Raw genomic sequence first — 17856 nt, forward strand, 5'->3', positions numbered from 1 at the left:
CGTTCGACCGAAGGGAGAGGCCGCGTGTCTCAAAACAACACAAACCTGAAACGCACAGGCGGCCAGCCATGAACCCGTCGACAGAAAAAACCAGTTTTCTTTCGACCTATCTAAAACCGCTGGCTGCACCGCTCTCCGATCCCTGCGTGGTCGAAATAGCCATCAATCCCGATGGAAAGGTCTGGGTAGAAACCCGGGGGGCTGAGCATATGGTTGGCCTCGAAGGTGTGTTTTACTCCCCTGCCCAAGCTCGGGACCTTGCAACGTCCATTGCCAGCGCCACCCACGGACAGATCAGCGAGAAAAAGCCGCTCGTCTCCGGCAAGATCGAGATGAATGGCAAGCCGATCCGGGCACAGGTCGTCTATCCACCGGTCGTGGATGGCGGGCCCTCGATCACCTTGCGCCGCTATAGTGAAGACCAACTCACCTTGGGCGACATCGGTCTGCTGCACGGTGCATTGATAGACCTGGACGCCGAACGACAGGCAAAAGCCGAACGGGTGATCGCACTGACCGAGGCGGGGGATATTCGAGCCGCCATGAAACTCTGCATCGATGAGCGGTTGAACATCATGATAAGCGGCGGGACGTCCACGGGCAAAACGACTTTTGCTCGGGCGCTTCTCGCGCTGGTGACCAAGACGGAGCGTATCGTGACCATCGAGGACGCATTCGAGCTCTTTCCTCCGCAGCCCAATCGCGCGATGCTCAAGGCGGACCGTATCCCCTCAAGTGAACGCACGGCGGCCAAATTGCTGGAGACCTCTTTGCGCATGCGTCCTGACCGGATCATTCTTGGCGAATTGCGCGGCGATGAGTGCAAGACCTTCCTCGACGCGATCAACACCGGCCATTCCGGCTCTTTCACCACAATTCACGCCGATACCGCGCAGAAGGCGATCGACCGCCTTGCCCTCATGGTCATGTCGGTGGGCATCAATATGAGTTTTGAGGAGGTAAGGCGCTATGCCGCCTCCAGCATCGATGTCGTGGTGCAGCTTGGTCGGAAAGACGGAAGACGTGGGGTCGAACAGGTGTGGGTGCCTGGTATCTTAAAATCAGAAGTGACCAGCTGAGGGATGTTTGGAAGGGTGCGCATTGAGTACTTTCGGACGATAATCTATCCTGTCTTGCTACAACATAAGCGCGTTTGCGCTTGATTGCATTGATTTCGATGATTACACTCCTCTCAGGAGGATATCATGGCAAGCATTACCATCCGAAACCTTGACGATGAGGTGAAGCGCCGCCTTCGCATCCGTGCGGCCGAGCATGGTCGTTCGATGGAAGAGGAGGCGCGTGAAATCTTGCGCCACGTCGTCGGCGAAGCAAAGCCATCCCACGATCTTGCCGCGGCGATCCGTGCGCGGGTCGCGCCCCTGGGTGGCGTTGATCTCGACCTTTCGCAGCGTGAAGCCATGCGTGAACCGCCCGCATTCGACCAGGCCTGACGCATGATCATCCTCGACACGAATGTCATCTCCGAGCTGTTGCGCCCGGCCCCGGAGCCCAAGGTTGAACACTGGTTGTCGGCTCAGGACGGGCTCAACGTTTACCTGACCTCGATATCGGAGGCGGAACTGCGCTTTGGCCTCGCAATCATGGGGAACGGCAAGCGCCGCGCCGCGCTGGTTGACGCCGTGGACCGCATCCTGCGCGAAGACCTGGCCGGGCGCATTCTGCCCTTCGACAGCAACGCCGCGCAGTCCTTCGCTACCATAGCAGCGGCACGACGGTCCGCCGGGCGACCGATCGCTCAGGCCGATTGCCAGATTGCATCGATTGCCCACGCCTGCGGCGCCACCGTCGCCACGCGCAATACGCCTGACTTCGAGGGTTGCGAGATCGACCTGATCAACCCTTGGACAGCCGCATGAACGCCGTTGAAATCGAACAAGCCGTTTCCGAACTTGCCGAGCAGCCCTTCGACGCGGCCGAGTTCCCCTATGCCTTCCTCATGGCCTTCGGCAACAAGGACACGACCATCAAGCGGCTGCGTACCGGCGCGTCGAACAAGTCCGACGTCGGCGGCGTCCTGCAGACCAACAACATCCACCTTGCGACCTGCGCCCCGGGCGACATCGCGGCGACCCTGACCGCACTTCGCGACAGCCCCGCCACAACCCGCGCAAAGGCGAAGTTCATCCTTGCCACCGATGGCATCGACCTCGAGGCCGAGGATATCACCACCGGCGAGACCATCGCCTGCCGCTATACCGATTTCCCCGACCATTTCGGCTTTTTCCTGCCGCTCGCCGGTATCTCCACCGTCAAGCAAATCCGCGAAAGTGCCTTTGACATCCGCGCGACCAGCCGCCTCAACCGGCTCTATGTCGAGCTGATCAAAGACAACCCCGATTGGGGCAGCGCCGAGAAACGCCACGACATGAACCATTTCATGGCGCGGCTGATCTTCTGCTTCTTCGCCGAAGACACCGACATCTTCGTCAGCGACAACCTGTTCACCGCCACTATCGACCAGATGGCGAACCGCGATGGATCGAACACGCACGAAGTCATCGGCGAGATCTTCCGCGCGATGAACACCGCCATCCCCAAACGGGCCGAGGCCAAGCTGCCCCGCTGGGCCGACACCTTTCCCTATGTGAACGGCGGGCTCTTCTCGGGCAGCACCGATGTGCCGCGGTTTTCCAAGATCGCGCAGCGCTACCTGTCCCATATCGGCAGCCTCGACTGGACGCAGATCAACCCCGACATTTTCGGCTCCATGATCCAGGCCGTCGCGGATGAAGAGGAACGCTCGGTCCTCGGCATGCACTACACCTCGGTGCCGAACATCCTGAAGGTGCTGAACCCGCTCTTCCTCGATGATCTCCGGGCAGAGCTGGAGGCGGCGGGCGACAACGTGCGCAAGCTGGCCAATCTGCGCGCCCGCATGGCCAAGATCCGCGTGTTCGATCCCGCCTGCGGCTCGGGCAACTTCCTTGTCATCGCCTACAAGGAAATGCGCGCACTGGAGTATGAGATCAACAAGCGCCGGGGCGAGCCGCAGCGGCGCACCGACATTCCCCTGACCAACTATCGCGGGATCGAGCTGCGGGATTTCTCGGCCGAGATCGCGCGGCTGGCGCTGATCATCGCGGAATACCAATGCGACGTGACCTATCGCGGCCAGAAAGAGGCGCTGGCCGAATTCCTACCGCTGGACGCGCAGAACTGGATCACCTGCGGCAACGCCCTGCGGCTGGACTGGCTGTCGGTCTGCCCGCCCACGGGGACGGGGGTGAAGTTTCAGGCCGATGACCTGTTCATGTCGCCGCTGGACCAGGCTCAGATCGACTTCGCGAACGAAGGGGGCGAGACCTATATCTGTGGGAACCCGCCTTACAAGGGAAACGCCCGAAAGTCCGATGAACAGAAAGACGATATGAAAGCGCTACTCGATGGCCGTTTCGAAAAGTGGGGCCTTTTAGACTATGTCTGCGGATGGTTCGTGAAGGCTTTTGAATTTTCTAAGGTAACGCCCGCGAGGTTTGCGTTCGTTGCAACAAATAGTGTGGCCCAAGGTCAGCATGTCGCAAACTTCTGGCGGCCATTGTTTGATGATGGGCTCAGGTTCTTCTTCGGGATTCGTTCGTTCAAGTGGTCGAACCTCGCCGCTAATGACGCTGGTGTCACTGTGGTCGTTGTTGGCGGAGCCTTGGACAAGGGAGAAGCAGAACTATTCGATGGTGACATCAAAACAAAAACACCGAACATCAATGGTTATCTTCTTGCTCAACCTAACCATTGGGTAGCGAGCGCACGCAAACCAATTTCTGGACTGCCTCCAATGGTTAAGGGGAACTACTATGGCATGTCTGAACACTTGTTGCTCAGCCGCGAGACGGCTGTCGCTTTAGTTGAGCAGGGATTATCACAAACAAATATCAGGAAGTTTTTCGGCTCAACAGAGGTCATCAACGCAAAGCACCGATACTGCCTTTGGTTTCCCGACGTTCCTGCCGAACATGCGTGTGACATACCCGAAATCGCTAAGCGTTTGAATGATGGTGTTGCGAACAGGCAGAAATCGAAAGATGCCGTTTCCAACGGCATGGTGAAACGTCCTCACCAGTTTCGAGAAATGAATGAACCAAAAAGTGAAATGCTGGTGATTCCAGTCGTTTCATCGGAGAACCGCGATTATCTTCCTGTGGCCCTCCTCCGAAATGATTCAGTTATTTCAAATAAGTGTTTCGCCCTCTATGACGCCCCGCTCTGGAACATGGCGCTGATCGCCTCGCGCCTGCATTGGGTCTGGATCGGCACGGTCTGCGTGCGGATGCGAACCGATTTCAGCTATTCCAACACCCTCGGATGGAACACCTTCCCCGTCCCCAAACTGACTGAAAAGAACCGCGCCGACCTGACAGCGGCGGCGGAAGGCATCCTTCTGGCCCGCGAGGCGCATTTCCCCGCCACCATCGCCGACCTCTACGACCCCGAGAAAATACCCGCCAACCTCCGCGCCGCCCATGACCACAACGACGAGGTTCTGGAACGCATCTACATCGGCCGCCGCTTCCGCAACGACACCGAACGGCTGGAAAAGCTGTTCGAGATGTACACGAAGATGACGACGAAGGTGAGCGCATGAGTGACTTTAACAGCATGACGCTGATGGCAGCGGGCGAGATGATTGTTGAAATGTCGACGCAAGCCGCGTTCTCGTCTCTTATTTTAGGGTGGGGTGTCGAGGAATTCTGTGGCTCTGGATCGGTCGCTTCGAAGGTCAATGATTTGGTTAGGTTCGCCAAAAGCAGTATGGGACGGCGTTCTGTTCCGACGGTCAATGGGAACTGCGACCTAAGCAGAGCCATGATTGAGCATGCAATTACGGCATCCGAGCAGAGCAAGCGCAACAAGCCAGATGTCTGGTTGCGTCTTGTTGCTGGTCTGAAAATGGATGGCTTCGAACTTTTGGAAGAGGAGGTTCCAGACCCAATGGGCAGATCTTCCATTTTCGATGACGCTCCAAGGGTCATTATACAGACTGTTCTCAGGCGGATGCTGCCTGAGGATGTACCTGAGACAGATTTTCGAGAGGCGACCAGCGAAATTGAGGTCTTACTTGGTCGGCACGGGTTTGGCGTCGCCAAGGGGCATCTGGATCAAGCGGTTCAGAACTTTTCGCAAGGAAACTGGTCTTCCGCCAACGCGATGATCAGAGATTTCTATCAGGAACTGCTGGACAAAATTGCGGAGTATTTTGGGTGTGATCCTAAGGTTAGTGATGACGCGAAGAGGCAATACCTTGCAGATAAAAAATCGGGACCGTTCCTACTTCACGAATACAATGAGTGGGAGAACGACAGAGGCAAACCCGCGTACGTATTGGGGTTGTGGGCAAGATTGCATCCGCACGGCAGCCATCCGGGTCTATCAGATGAAGAAGATTGTGCTTTTCGGTTTCAAATAATCCTGATCACAGCCCGCATATTTTTAAGACGTTTTGATAAGCGAGTGAAAGGTCAATGATCAAAGGTTTTCCCTCCATTTCGATTATTTATGCCACCAACGGTAGCCCGGCCAAGCCGAACGATCAGCGTCGGCGGGCAATACAGGAATGCGCCTACGAGAAACGCTGCCCAGGCGTGGTGGGTCAGAAAGTGGACACACTATGACCCTTGACCCTGTCATGAGCGCGGAACGCACCCGCAGGTTGGTGGACGATCTGCGTGCCAAACCAGCGGAAACCACATGGATCGAGTTCAAGGAAAACAATGCCGACGGGCCGTTGATCGGCAAGCTGATCTCGGCCTTGTCCAATGCCGCACGTCTGGCCGATCAGCACTTTGCCTATGTGGTTTGGGGGGTGCGAGACGGTGATCATGCGGTTGTCGGCACGAGTTTCGAGCCGACCGTGAAAAAGGAGAAGGGGCAGCCGCTCGAACTGTGGGTGGCCAACCACCTCCAGCCGGGCATCGAGTTCCGGTTCGAAGAGGTCGATCATGACGGGCAGCGCCTGATCCTGCTGACTATCCCCGCCGCCGCAACCGCTCCGGTAGAGTTTGACCGGACCGCCTATTTGCGCATCGGCAGTGCCACGCCGCGCCTGTCCGACCATCCGGAACGCCTGCGTGCCCTCTGGAGCAAGTTGCAGCCCTACGCTTGGGAGACAGGCGTCGCGGCGCAGTTCCTGTCCGGCGACGACGTTCTTGCGCGGCTGAATTACGCCAACTACTTCGATCTTACGGGCCAGCCCTTGCCGGATAACAGGCAGGGGATCTTCGACAAGCTATTGGCAGATCGTCTGATCCAGAAAGATGTAAGCGACCGCTGGAACATTACCAATCTGGGCGCAATCCTGTATGCCAAGAAACTTTCCGATTTCGGCCCCTCTGTAGAGCGCAAAGGGGTTCGTTTCGTGGCCTATGCTGGCACCGGACGTGCAGATGACGTGAGTCACCGCCAGGATGGCCAGCGCGGCTATGCAGCGGGTTTTCAGGGTTTGGTGGACTATATCGACGGTCTTCTGCCCCGCAACGAACTGATTGGTAAAGCGTTCCGCGAGGAGCGACCGCTTTACCCGTCGATAGCGATCCGCGAATTGATCGCCAACGCATTGATCCACCAAGACATGACAATCACCGGCGCAGGACCACTCATCGAGTTGTTCAGTGATCGAATGGAGATCACGAACCCGGGCGCCCCCTTGGTTAGCCCCGACCGGTTTTTGGACTCGCCGCCGCGTTCCCGAAATGAAGCCCTTGCATCGTTGATGCGGCGGATGAAACTTTGCGAAGAACAAGGCACCGGCATCGACAAGGTGATCTCGGCGGTTGAGCTGCACCAGTTGCCCCCACCGGATTTCCGCATGGAGGGAGACGCCGTGCGCGTGGTTCTGTTTGCACCACGCCGATTTGCGGACATGACACCGGAAGAAGCCGTGCGAGCGTGTTACCAACATGCCGCGCTCAAATACGTAGGCGGTCAAAAGATGACGAACGCGACACTTCGGGAGCGGCTTGGCATCGACGACCAGAACGCTGCGCAGGCATCGCGGGTTATTCGCGCAACGCTGGATGCTGATCTGATCCGTCCTGCGGATGCTGAACGCCCTCGTGCCGGATATGTCCCCTCATGGGCGTGACAGGGACAACATTTGATCGGGTTTTGATTGTGCGTATGTGGGCTAGAGGGCGTAAATTGGAAAACACATATAAATCATACTGTTACGATAGGCAGGGTGCGGTATCGCTACTTGATCGGGTTTTGATTGCCTGCCCCAAAGCGAATGATTCCGCGCCCCTCAGAAGGAAAACATCATGACACAGCAGGTTCCTTCCGTCTCTGTCAATTACGCGGCCAATGGAAGCTCGACCAAATCGAACGAGCTTGGCATGCGCGAAATGCAAGAGGGTGCCTATGAGAAGCGGGGCGAGCAATACCTGCTGATCAAGTCGCCCCCGGCCTCGGGCAAATCGCGCGCGCTAATGTTCATCGCGCTCGACAAGCTGCACAATCAGGGCCTGCGTCAGGCCATCGTCGTGGTGCCAGAAAAATCCATCGGGTCCAGCTTCAACGACGAGCCGCTGAGCAAGTACGGCTTCTGGGCAGACTGGACCGTGCAACCGCGATGGAACCTATGCAACGCTCCCGGCGGGGATGACGGCAAGGTCGGCGCTGTCGGCAAGTTTCTGGCGAGCGACGACAAGATTCTGGTCTGCACCCACGCGACCTTTCGGTTCGCCGTGGACAAGTTCGGGATTGAAGCGTTTGATGATCGGCTCATCGCGGTAGACGAGTTTCACCACGTCTCTGCCAACCCTGATAACAAGCTGGGCACGCATCTGGGCGCACTGGTCGCGCGCGACAAGGTGCATCTGGTTGCGATGACCGGGTCCTATTTCCGCGGCGATGCCGAAGCCGTTCTGTCGCCCGAAGATGAGGCAAAGTTCGATACCTTCACCTATACCTACTATCAGCAGTTGAATGGTTACAAATACCTCAAGACGCTCGACATCGGGTATTTCTTCTATTCCGGGTCCTATGCGGACGACATCCTCAAGGTTTTGGATCCGACCGAGAAGACAATCCTTCACATCCCGAACGTGAACTCGCGCGAAAGCACCAAGGACAAGCATCGCGAGGTCGAGCATATCATTGACGCCCTGGGCGATTGGCAGGGAGCGGATCCCATCACAGGCTTTCAGCTGGTCAAGACGCCCGACGAGCGAGTCTTACGCATCGCCGATCTGGTGGACGACGAGCCATCCAAGCGTGACAAGGTTTCCGCCGCGCTGAAAGACTCCACGCAGAAGAACAACCGCGATCATGTCGACATCATCATCGCCCTGGGTATGGCGAAAGAAGGGTTCGATTGGATCTGGTGCGAACACGCCCTGACGGTGGGTTATCGCGCCAGCCTGACGGAGATCGTGCAGATCATCGGCCGCGCCACCCGCGATGCCGAGGGCAAGACCCGAGCGCGGTTCACCAACCTTATCGCGGAGCCCGACGCCGCGGCCGAAGCCGTGACCGAGGCAGTCAACGATACACTGAAGGCGATCGCTGCAAGCCTGCTGATGGAGCAGGTGCTGGCCCCACGTTTCAACTTCACGCCCAAGACCGTGAAAAGTGGCCCTGTCGAAGGGTTCGATTACGGCGAGGGCGGCTATGACCCCAACAAAGAGAACGTTGGCTTCAGCGAGGCCAGCGGGCAGTTCCAGATCGAAATCAAAGGTCTGGTCGAACCCAAGAGCAAGGAAGCCAAACGCATCTGCCAGGAGGACCTCAACGAAGTCATCACAGCTTTCGTTCAGGACAAGACCACGATCGAGCGCGGGCTCTTCGATGAGGAGCTGGTGCCGGAGGAACTGACGCAGGTCCGCATGGGCAAGATTGTCGGTGCCAGGTTCCCAGAGCTAGATGCAGAGGATCAGGAAGCGGTGCGCCAACACGCAGTTGCTGCGCTGAACCTGACCCAGAAGGCGAAAGAGATCGCGCTGTCGAACCGCGATGACACAGAAACAACCGGCAATACCGCCTTGATCGACGGGGTGCGCAAATTCGCCATGGACGTGCGCGAACTCGACATCGATCTGATTGATCGCATCAACCCGTTCGGCGAAGCCTACTCGATTCTGGCAAAGACGATGAGCGAGGAAAGCCTTCTGCAGGTCCAGGCCGTCATCTCTGCGAAAAAGGTGCAACTGTCACCGGACGAGGCGCGAGATCTGGCGAAACGCGCCGTCAAGTTCAAGCAGGAGCGGGGCCGTCTGCCTTCCATCACATCGCCTGATCCGTGGGAGAAGAAAATGGCCGAAGGCGTCGCCTATCTCGCGCGCATGAAGCTGGAGGCTGCCAATGGCTAAGGGTTTCACCGACGACGACGACGCCCTTCTTGCTGAGCTTGGCGTCGAGGTCGAGGTCAAGAAGCAGCTCAGCCGCACACCACGCGAAGAACGCATCATCGCAGGTTTTGAGGAAATCTTGCGATTTGCAGATGAGCATGGCCGGCCTCCCCAGCACGGGGAGGATCGTGATATCTTTGAACGCCTCTACGCCGTGCGTCTTGATCGGATCCGCGACTTGCAGGAATGCCGCGACCTCCTTGCCCCACTCGACGAGCAGGGTCTCCTAGCAAACACCCCTGCGCCCTCAGCATCAGACTCCGATGACCTCGATGACGATGCCCTCCTCGCCGAACTGGGTGTGGAAGTTGCTAAATCACCCCTCACGGAATTGAAGCATGTCCGGTCAACAGCCGAGAAAAAGGCCGCCGATGAAGTCGCAAACCGCGAGAAATGCGAGGATTTCGCGACGTTCAAACCCTTGTTCGAGCAGGTCCAGAAAGAACTGGATAGCGGCTTGCGCGAAACTCGCCCGTTCGAGATGAAAGCCGAGATCGAGAAGGGACGCTTCTTCATTGTCAGCGGTCAAAAGGCCTATGTCGCCGACAAGGGCGAGACCATCACCAACGAGCAAGGTCGCACGGATGCGCGTCTGCGGGTGATTTTCGACAACGGGACCGAGAGCAACATGCTGATGCGCTCGCTTCAGCGCGCGTTGAACAAGGACGACGCCGGACGGCGGATCACCGATCCATCGGCAGGGCCACTTTTTTCCGATCAGACACTCGACGGTGATGAGGCGAGCGGGATCATTTATGTGCTTCGCAGCAAATCCGATCATCCACTTGTGGCCGAAAATCGCGACCTCGTACACAAGATCGGCGTCACCGATATGAGCGTTGAAAAGCGGATCGCTGGCGCACATCTGCAACCAACGTTTCTGATGGCGAACGTCGAGGTGGTTGCGACTTATGAACTCTACAACATCAATCGGACAAAACTGGAGAACCTGATCCATCGCATCTTCGAGCCCGCGCGGCTCGAGATCGAGATCATGGATCGCTTTGGTAGGCCCGTGATTCCGAGAGAGTGGTTTCTCGTGCCAATATTCGCGATAAAGGATGCAGTTGAACGGATCAAGGACGGGACGATTTCGGGCTATGTCTATGACCCGAAACAGGCGCGATTGGTATCTGTCTCATAGCTGGCGCATGGCAGAACAGCACAGCCACATTCGATTTCCAGATCATCCCCTCGCCTTTGCGTCCGAAGAGCGCGCCCGACCACCAAAACGTGTTTTCTTTGGCTTTGCCCTCGCGGCTTCTGCGTATCCCTGTAGCGCGCCTGTGTAGGTCTGCACCGCAGTCTCGAATTCCTTGTCGCCCATGGAGATCGCCGCGGGTGCTGCAGGTTCTGAATGCTCGAGGGTGATTTTCTTCGGCCTGTTCGAGACTGGCGCTGCAGCAGGAGGATAGGGCAAGGAATGCCCCTGCCGTGCTTTGTCGATCTCCTCAAAATGCCGGTCCGCATAGTAGCGGATGTGATCCGCCTTGATTGGATATTGCCCCTCAGGCAGGACTAGGACCTTGTCGAGCGGGAAACGCAGCAATTCAGCGGGGGATACCAGCGCCCGTTCTTCCGAGCGACGGCTGATATTTGCACTTTCCGAGAGCTTGCGCACGGTTGCCTGTGATCTGGTCTTGCCCACGATCGTGCGCTTGCCGAGGGCTGCGGACAGCACGTCGGCGGTGCGATCATCCTGCGGGGTCATGTAGATCTGCACACCCGCACCGGCCTGCAGCGCGCGGCGGTCGGTTTCGCCATAGATGCCCTCAAGACCGGGGATCGACTGCGAGATGATAAAGAGCCGCCCGCCATAGGAGCGGATCGTCTTGATGCTCTGCAAGACCAGGGGTTGTTTGCCCAGTTGGTCGAATTCATCCATCAGGAACATGACGGGATGTGGCTCGTCCGGTCCGGGATGCGCGCGCTGCAGACATGCGATGGCATCGGCGAACAGGAGCCGGATCAGGGGGGCCAGTGTTTTCAGGTGCTCCGGCTGCACGACAATATAGAGCGACTGTGGCTCTCGTCGGAACGTCCCGAAGTCGAAATCGCTTGCCTGTGTTGCCCGGTCCACCGCCGGATCGAGCCAGAGCTCCAATCCGGCGCCGCGGATCACACTGACATAGGAATCGAGAATCTTGTCCACTTCGTCGGCCATGCTCAGGAAAATCTCTGCCACCACCGGGTTTGCGGTCTGCATCGCGGCCCGTTTGTAGAATTCCTTTTTGTTGCCGCCGCCAGTCATGATCCGCAGCGCCTCACCGATCGTTGGCTTGCCGGTCTCGATGGCATAGAGGCAAGACGCCACGAACAGGCTGCGTCCGGCCTGGAAAAAGCTCTGCGCGTTCACGCTTTCGACGATGAGGAACAAGTCCGCCATGGTGTTGACGGCGGTGTATTGCTGCTCGGGGCTGGGCAGATCGGCAATGCGCTGGAGAGGATTGAACCGGTGCGTGCGGGTCAGGACGGGCCCGTTCTTGCCCTCGGGCTGAACGTAGTCATAGGGCGAAAAGTACCAGACCTGATTGTTCAGCGCCTTTTGGCGGTGGATGGATGTCTTCTCGAAATTCTCGCCCTTGACGTCGAGGATCACGGTGCTGCCCTGGAAGTGTAAAAGGTTCGGTAAAACGAAGCCTACCCCTTTGCCCCGGCCCGTTGGCGCGATCATCATTGCGTGTGGGAAGCGATCTGGCGTGGCCGACACGAAAGGCGCACGGGACGCAGGTGACCCGAGCTTGCCGAACAGAAAGCCGTTCTGGGAAAGAGACGCAGACATACGGTTGCGGCGGAGCTCGGGACGCGACTGGAAATGCGCATCATCATAATCGGTGAGCGACCCGCGATGAACGGATGTCGCTCCTGTCGCCGCCAGAAGCAGGGCAGGAAGTGCCGTGATGAGCCACGCAGTATGTTCCACCGCAGGGTTTGCCTTGACCCGTGGATCAGACAGATTGAGCAGCCAAAGTTCGAAAATATCGAACCCACCCAGGTCTTCGCCAAATCGCGCCATCAGATAGAGCGTGGCGATCGCGGCACCGATCCAGGTGCCAATACCGAGACCGAGCAGGATGGCGATTGGATACCGCCAACGGCTTTCCATTGCATGCAGCATGTTTTGAATCCTCTAGAGGCCGTAATCGCCACTGGTATCGTCCCGGTCGCGCCCCCGCTCCTCGGCGCGCTCGAAAGCCTCGATCCGGGTCCGGTAGGTGGCGGCTGGTTCGCTGTCGCGCCCGGTAATGTCATCACCCGCATCCACTGCGGCGATGGCCTTTAGCTCCGAGAACACGGCTTGTCGCAGACCGGGGTCTTCGATGCGGTCCATGAGCGGATCGATCCGGCCAGCGGCCAGCTGATCCATATCCCCGTCGCGCAGGTCTTGCCGCACGTCGGAGATCAGCTTGTCCAGCGTGGCGATGTCGGCAAGGCGACTGCACTGCCCCGCGTCAAGAATATCCTGACGCGCCAGATCCGCCAAAAGATCACGATCCATGTGTAGCCCCGCAAAAACATCACGCGCGCGCGCCTGCAGGTCGCGTTCGAGCCCAAGCCAGTCCGAGCGCTCCTGGGCGTCCACTGGGCGTGAGGCTTCGAGTTGCGCCTCGCTGCGATGGGTTGCGGTGAAACGGGCAGCGACTTCTTCGATGCTGCTGCCCGCCTCCTCGAATCGTGCCTCCATCGGTGCCAGAACGCGCGCCAATTCCGCTCTGAAACGACCCAGTGCAGCATCGGCCTCAGCGACGAGCGGATTGCCCTCCTCTGCTGCCCGTGCGGCCAGCCCCGCAATCCCCTGAACTCTGTAGGGATCGCGCTCGGGCGACACCGATGAAGAATGATCCGCAAGAAAGTCGCGGCCCAGAAGCCTGCCCATTTCGCGGGCCTGCCCCGCAAAGAGCTGTTCCAGTTCGACCTTTTCGGCACCGGGAGCCATGTCCTGAATGGCGCTCCACGCGGTGTCGGCTTCCGCTTGCAATGTCTCGCGGGCGGCGATCAGACGACCGATCACATCCGCTCCGGCAGCGGGGATATCAACCCCTTCGGCAAACCCTTCTTTCACCGGCATTCCTTTCATCAAGTTGGTGGCGGCAAGCTCTGCGCCCTCCGCGATGCGCCCCATCCATCCATCCGGAGGGGTGTCGGCCTCCAGGCCCATCCCCGCAAGTTGCGCCAGCTGCCGATACCCCTCGGCGTGTCTGCGTATCTCGGCCTCTCGCAGAGCGCGGCTTTCAGGATCCAGCGGGGCAACCACTGGCTCCCGTCCCTCCTTGCGGGCCGCCTGCAAATCAGTGTCCCGCGGGGCGTTTTCCATGATGCCTCGCGACAGACGGGAAGAGGCGTTCAGTACCAGCCCGTGCTCGCCCGCGATCTGCGCATGCAGCTCGCGCATCATGTCATAGCTGATCTCGGAATGGCGGCTGATCGAGAGGAACTTGCCGTCCTCCATCCCGACCTTGTCGACAAGAACATGGGCATGCACATGGTCTGTGTTGCAATGGAGGGCCGCCACATACCGATATCGATCCCGGTAATCCCCGCCGAACACCTCCTGCGCCCATTCGCGCGAGATGGCTTCCGCCAATTCCGCCTCGGTTCCCTTGGGAAAAGACAGGATGATGTGATCGGTATGACCCCGTTTCGGCGCCCCGCACCAGGAAGCACTCCAATCGGCAATGACATTTTCCATGCCGCGCTCGCCAAAGGCACGATCGATGCCGATCTGGTTCGACCAGGCTGCGACCCGCGCCTCGTCGCGCAGAATGTATTTCATCTGTCGGCGTAACTCTTTTGGCGAATGACACCCGCCCGTGCCGACCCGCTTCACCACGCTTTGCGGCACCCGCAGCGCGTTCCAGGACATTACCGCAACTGCCCCGCCGGACGTGCCACGCCGACGGCCCGACGATACGCGCGCTTCGCCTGCCATGGCTGCAGACCGCCGCCCCACATGAGGCAGAATCTCGCCCAATACCGCCTGCTGGAGGGTGCGTGTTTCAGCCATCGCGCTGCCCCTCCCCAACGTCCCGAAAATCGGACACCCGGACGAAGGACCCGCGCAGCGAGGCCGCGCGCAAAGCCTGCACGGCCCGGGCAACCTCTTCGGCCCGATCCGCAAGCCGACCGACCATTGCCGCGTCGCGCGCGTTCCACCGCAGCTTGCCCGCATGGGCAAGCTTCAGCATCTGGACAAGATTGCGCGCCAAGGCATTGAGCTGATTGGCCGACGCCTTGAGCGCCGTGACCTCGTCCCGGCGAAACGCGACAATGCCGGATGAGAGACGGATCATGTGCCGGAGCAAACCCGACGTGGTCATGCCAGTCTCAGCCACAAGCGCCTCGAATGCTTCGGCCTCACGGGCGGACACCCGAACCTGCAGCACGCGGCCCTTTGTGGTTCGATCCGTCACCACACCGCGCGCCCGCACGCGGGCGACAGTGGGTCGGGAGCAGCCAACACGCACGGCGATCTCCCCATCGCCAAGCCCTTGAGCGGCAAGCCGGAGAACCTCCTGTCGGGCTATGGTGGAGATGCGTTTCGACATGGGCGGCAAGATTTATCATTAGATAGTTTTTGTAAACACGAAAACTCTAATGAGTCGCCGCACAAGTTTTGTCATACACAATACCGTTCCTGTCAACGTCCCTTCGGTCCGTTGTCGCACCTTCGGTGATCAGCAGGCAGGGTCTTGGCCATGCCTGCTGTAAACCCCACGCGACAACGAACAGACCGAAGGGACACCGCCTCCCCCGCGCCGCGATCCGGGACCCCGGCCCGGATCCTGAACAGGCGCGGGAATGACGTCGGCGCAGCCGACACGATATCCCTTCATTGGCGTTGAATGCTCAAAGGGGTTCTCCCGGAAGGAGAAGAAGACCTTGTGGGATTGGAACGCCTGCGCAGCACCGTGCGTATTACGTCGGCGCTGATACGGATAGTCGATGGTCAGGTGACCCGACACCACGAAGGCTGATGGCAGCATTGGGAAATTGCCACAACGACGCGATGGCGAAAAGGATGGACGCTGCAATCACGGTCGGCGTGAGTGACCTGCTGACCAATTGACCGAACGCGTACGCAGATGATCGCCAAAACAGCACATCGCCTCAGCAGATACACATCTGTCTGACCCAAAGGTTGAACGTCTGTATCGCGCAAGGTCTGGACGCCATCCCGAGGCATCGCCATAACGGCACAAAATATACGTTATGGAGACATTGAATGCTTGTTGTGACGGCCATCTCCGCGAAGGGCGGTTCGGGAAAGACAACTCTCATACAGATGCTTGCGTCCGCCATGCTGGCACGCGGCCGCCGTGTGCATGTCATGGATGCGGATGCTGACAAGCAGATCCTCGAATGGGAATCAAAAAGCGCGCGCGCCGACTTCGGTGATCTGCCACGCCTTCCATGGCCCACGGGCTTGACCGTGGCCGATGCCCCCGAGACCGTTGAAGGCCTTTACCACGCGCTGGACAGCTTTGAGGCTGAAGGTGTTGATCTGGTTCTGATCGACACCCGCCCCGGCGAGCACCCCGACACCGAAACACTGGCGCTGGCCTGCGACATGATCCTGGTGCCGGCCGTGCCGGTACAATCGGATTTCGTGGCGGCCCTGAAAACCCTGACATGGGCAATGCGCATGATCGAGACCCTCGGGCCGGATGACCCCGCCCCGCTGTTTTCCGCGGTATTGATGAACGCGGACAAACGCGCGATCGATTTCGTGACCGCAGGCGATGACTTTGAGCGTGATGCGGCAAGACGCAGGGTTCACCGGCAGGACCTTGAGGTCTTCGAGGTGATTTCAACCCTGCCGCTCCTACCAACGCCGGTGCCCCATCTCACTGCGATCCAGCGCATGCCGCTGACCGGGCCGCTGGGATACGTGCGGGACATTTATGAACAGGATCTTCGTCATCGGTTGCAGGCGGGGCATCTTTCCTCAGCCCTGACACTGTGCGGCGATGTCCTTTGCGACATCGAGGCCATGGTGGATGCTGCCAATGGCTAGGAAGATTCCAAACCGGTCCGGGACCGCTGTCTCGAACGAAGACAGGCTGGCGCGGTCGCGGCAGTTCGCCACGAGCGCCACAAGATATGCCGCGTTCGATCAGAGTACGGCGGAAGCGGTCGCGACAGAAGGCCCAGCGGTAAATTCAGTGGACAAGAAAGAACCCCGGAAAGGGGAAAAGGCAGCCGCGGCTGAAACGGCGCGCATCAACTCGGGGGTATCCACCCAGCCGGTGGCGGATGATGCTTGCAGCACTCGCACCGAAGGGCAGTCTCGAACCTATTACGTGCGCATCGGAGCTGAGGACCAGGCACGGATTGAGGCGCTGGCAGAACGATCTGGCCTTGATCCGGACTACGTTCGGCGTGCCTTGATCAAAGCGGTTCGCGCCCGCATGCAAAACCTGCGCGACACCGCGACCTGGCATGAGGTTGCCTCCGCTGCACGACCACGCCTGGCCGAGCCCAAAGGCACTGGTGCCCCCTTCATGAAATCGATGATCAGACTCGACGCCGCCCATATGGCGGCGTTGCAGACAGGCATTGATGACCCGCTCAACGTCTATGGGGTGACGCAGCTGTTATCCGCCTTCGGTAAGGCGCTGCTGCACTCCGAGATCGAAGAGCTCGCTCAAAAGATCAGCGGCATCGAAGCCCGGGCAGCGCGTCCTGATCCAGCGTAAAGGCATCGCGTGCGGTCACGACAGCGATCTGACCGCCCGCCTCGATCATGTCGATGAGCTGTGCCCATTTGGCAGGATCAGCATCGCGTTGCGTTGCGATCCCGTCTTGCACAGAAAAGGCAGCCTGCTCTCCGGTCGCCGCGAGAAGAACAACTTGTTGCGGGAATTGGTCATCGTCAAAACGCGACAAAAAGTACGCATGGCTCACGTTTGGGTTGTAGACACGGTCAGGATCGCAAACTAAGAGCAAAGTTCCGTCGTTTGCAGTCGCAGCATAGGTCTCCAGACCTCGCGACAAGCCGATCTCCCACTCGGCAGCGACAGCCGATGAAGCCGCGCCCAGAAAGAGCGCAATATGTAGAGGCCTGTAAAGCAAGTTTGTAAACTCCGTTTTGTGTTGGCCAAGCATATATAGGTACAGGCATATACCTGCCACCTGATAACTGCGGCTCCGACCAAATGGAGGTCAGGAGTTGAGCATGAAGAATTATGCGGGTTACCCGGTCGAAGTCATTTGGGCGACGGTAAACGGTGAAGATGTCGAGGTTGGCGTCGTTTTCCAGTGGATCTGCGGCATGCGCCGTACAAGATGGTCCGATGACTTTGAGCCGTCGGACGGTGCGAACCTGAGGTACGAGCCCTATGAGGACGCAGGATAGACCGCCTCCAGCCCTAAAATGCTCGCGAGCGACCGGAGCAGGACACGATTGTGATCCGGGGGCAATGACACCGAGAGAGAGAACACGCGGGGCAGAGATCGTTGCAAAGGCGACGACGGCTTGCAACGCTACCAAAGA

15 protein-coding genes are annotated in these 17856 nt (G+C 58.9%); 11 read left to right on the top strand and 4 right to left on the bottom strand.

The features are described 5' to 3' along the window. The first annotated feature begins 68 nt into the window (after positions 1–68). The 8 genes from virB11 (at position 69) to SULPSESMR1_RS23765 (ending at position 10506) form a co-directional block, all read left to right on the top strand. On the top strand, positions 69–1079 hold the full coding sequence (virB11, locus tag SULPSESMR1_RS23730; RefSeq protein ID WP_089423512.1) for a P-type DNA transfer ATPase VirB11: 1011 nt from the start codon (positions 69–71) through the stop codon (positions 1077–1079). A gap of 126 nt (positions 1080–1205) precedes the next feature. Further along, entirely contained in the window at positions 1206–1454 is a 249-nt protein-coding gene (locus tag SULPSESMR1_RS23735) for a FitA-like ribbon-helix-helix domain-containing protein (RefSeq protein WP_089423513.1), read from the top strand. A gap of 3 nt (positions 1455–1457) precedes the next feature. Beyond that, positions 1458–1880, top strand: coding sequence for a type II toxin-antitoxin system VapC family toxin (locus SULPSESMR1_RS23740; RefSeq protein ID WP_089423514.1), 423 nt, complete (start codon positions 1458–1460; stop codon positions 1878–1880). Next, a complete protein-coding gene (locus tag SULPSESMR1_RS23745; RefSeq protein ID WP_089423515.1) occupies positions 1877–4603 on the top strand; it encodes a class I SAM-dependent DNA methyltransferase in 2727 nt (908 codons plus the stop codon). The genes SULPSESMR1_RS23740 and SULPSESMR1_RS23745 overlap by 4 nt, the downstream gene beginning before the upstream one ends. Continuing rightward, the gene (locus SULPSESMR1_RS23750) at positions 4600–5484 is read left to right on the top strand and encodes a hypothetical protein (RefSeq protein ID WP_089423516.1); all 885 of its coding nucleotides are present in this window, start codon (positions 4600–4602) and stop codon (positions 5482–5484) included. The genes SULPSESMR1_RS23745 and SULPSESMR1_RS23750 overlap by 4 nt, the downstream gene beginning before the upstream one ends. Before the next feature lie 142 nt (positions 5485–5626). Next, positions 5627–7099 (top strand): ATP-binding protein, encoded by a 1473-nt coding sequence (locus SULPSESMR1_RS23755; RefSeq protein ID WP_089423517.1) that lies wholly within the window; start codon positions 5627–5629, stop codon positions 7097–7099. Positions 7100–7274: 175 nt separating this feature from the next. Next, complete coding sequence (locus SULPSESMR1_RS23760) at positions 7275–9323, top strand: pseudomurein-binding repeat-containing protein (protein ID WP_089423518.1); 2049 nt, start codon at positions 7275–7277, stop codon at positions 9321–9323. Continuing rightward, positions 9316–10506 (top strand): GIY-YIG nuclease family protein, encoded by a 1191-nt coding sequence (locus SULPSESMR1_RS23765; protein ID WP_089423519.1) that lies wholly within the window; start codon positions 9316–9318, stop codon positions 10504–10506. The genes SULPSESMR1_RS23760 and SULPSESMR1_RS23765 overlap by 8 nt, the downstream gene beginning before the upstream one ends. Positions 10507–10548: 42 nt before the next feature. Here SULPSESMR1_RS23765 and SULPSESMR1_RS23770 read toward each other — a convergent pair whose 3' ends face one another. Genes SULPSESMR1_RS23770 through SULPSESMR1_RS25140 form a run of 3 tightly spaced genes read right to left on the bottom strand, consistent with a single transcriptional unit; the run spans position 10549 to position 14908 of the window. Further along, positions 10549–12480: a type IV secretory system conjugative DNA transfer family protein gene (locus tag SULPSESMR1_RS23770; RefSeq protein WP_089423520.1), complete on the bottom strand. Its 1932-nt coding sequence runs from the start codon at positions 12478–12480 to the stop codon at positions 10549–10551. A gap of 12 nt (positions 12481–12492) precedes the next feature. Continuing rightward, positions 12493–14367 (bottom strand): relaxase/mobilization nuclease domain-containing protein, encoded by a 1875-nt coding sequence (locus SULPSESMR1_RS23775; protein WP_157729116.1) that lies wholly within the window; start codon positions 14365–14367, stop codon positions 12493–12495. Then, a complete protein-coding gene (locus SULPSESMR1_RS25140) occupies positions 14360–14908 on the bottom strand; it encodes a helix-turn-helix domain-containing protein (protein ID WP_114284867.1) in 549 nt (182 codons plus the stop codon). The genes SULPSESMR1_RS23775 and SULPSESMR1_RS25140 overlap by 8 nt, the downstream gene beginning before the upstream one ends. 677 nt (positions 14909–15585) lie before the next feature. Here SULPSESMR1_RS25140 and SULPSESMR1_RS23780 point away from each other — a divergent pair. Together SULPSESMR1_RS23780 and SULPSESMR1_RS23785 are read left to right on the top strand one after the other, a co-directional pair. Beyond that, complete coding sequence (locus SULPSESMR1_RS23780) at positions 15586–16377, top strand: AAA family ATPase (protein WP_089423522.1); 792 nt, start codon at positions 15586–15588, stop codon at positions 16375–16377. Between the two features lie 148 nt (positions 16378–16525). Beyond that, positions 16526–17059 (top strand): hypothetical protein, encoded by a 534-nt coding sequence (locus tag SULPSESMR1_RS23785; protein ID WP_157729117.1) that lies wholly within the window; start codon positions 16526–16528, stop codon positions 17057–17059. Here the strand turns inward: SULPSESMR1_RS23785 and SULPSESMR1_RS23790 are convergent. Beyond that, positions 17016–17468 (bottom strand): hypothetical protein, encoded by a 453-nt coding sequence (locus tag SULPSESMR1_RS23790; RefSeq protein WP_089423524.1) that lies wholly within the window; start codon positions 17466–17468, stop codon positions 17016–17018. The genes SULPSESMR1_RS23785 and SULPSESMR1_RS23790 overlap by 44 nt on opposite strands. 70 nt (positions 17469–17538) lie before the next feature. Here SULPSESMR1_RS23790 and SULPSESMR1_RS23795 point away from each other — a divergent pair, with 70 nt between their 5' ends. Next, positions 17539–17718, top strand: a complete 180-nt coding sequence (locus SULPSESMR1_RS23795) for a hypothetical protein (protein WP_040179868.1) — start codon at positions 17539–17541, stop codon at positions 17716–17718. Positions 17719–17856 lie beyond the last annotated feature (138 nt).

Source organism: Pseudosulfitobacter pseudonitzschiae, from assembly GCF_002222635.1.
GTDB lineage: Bacteria > Pseudomonadota > Alphaproteobacteria > Rhodobacterales > Rhodobacteraceae > Pseudosulfitobacter > Pseudosulfitobacter pseudonitzschiae_A.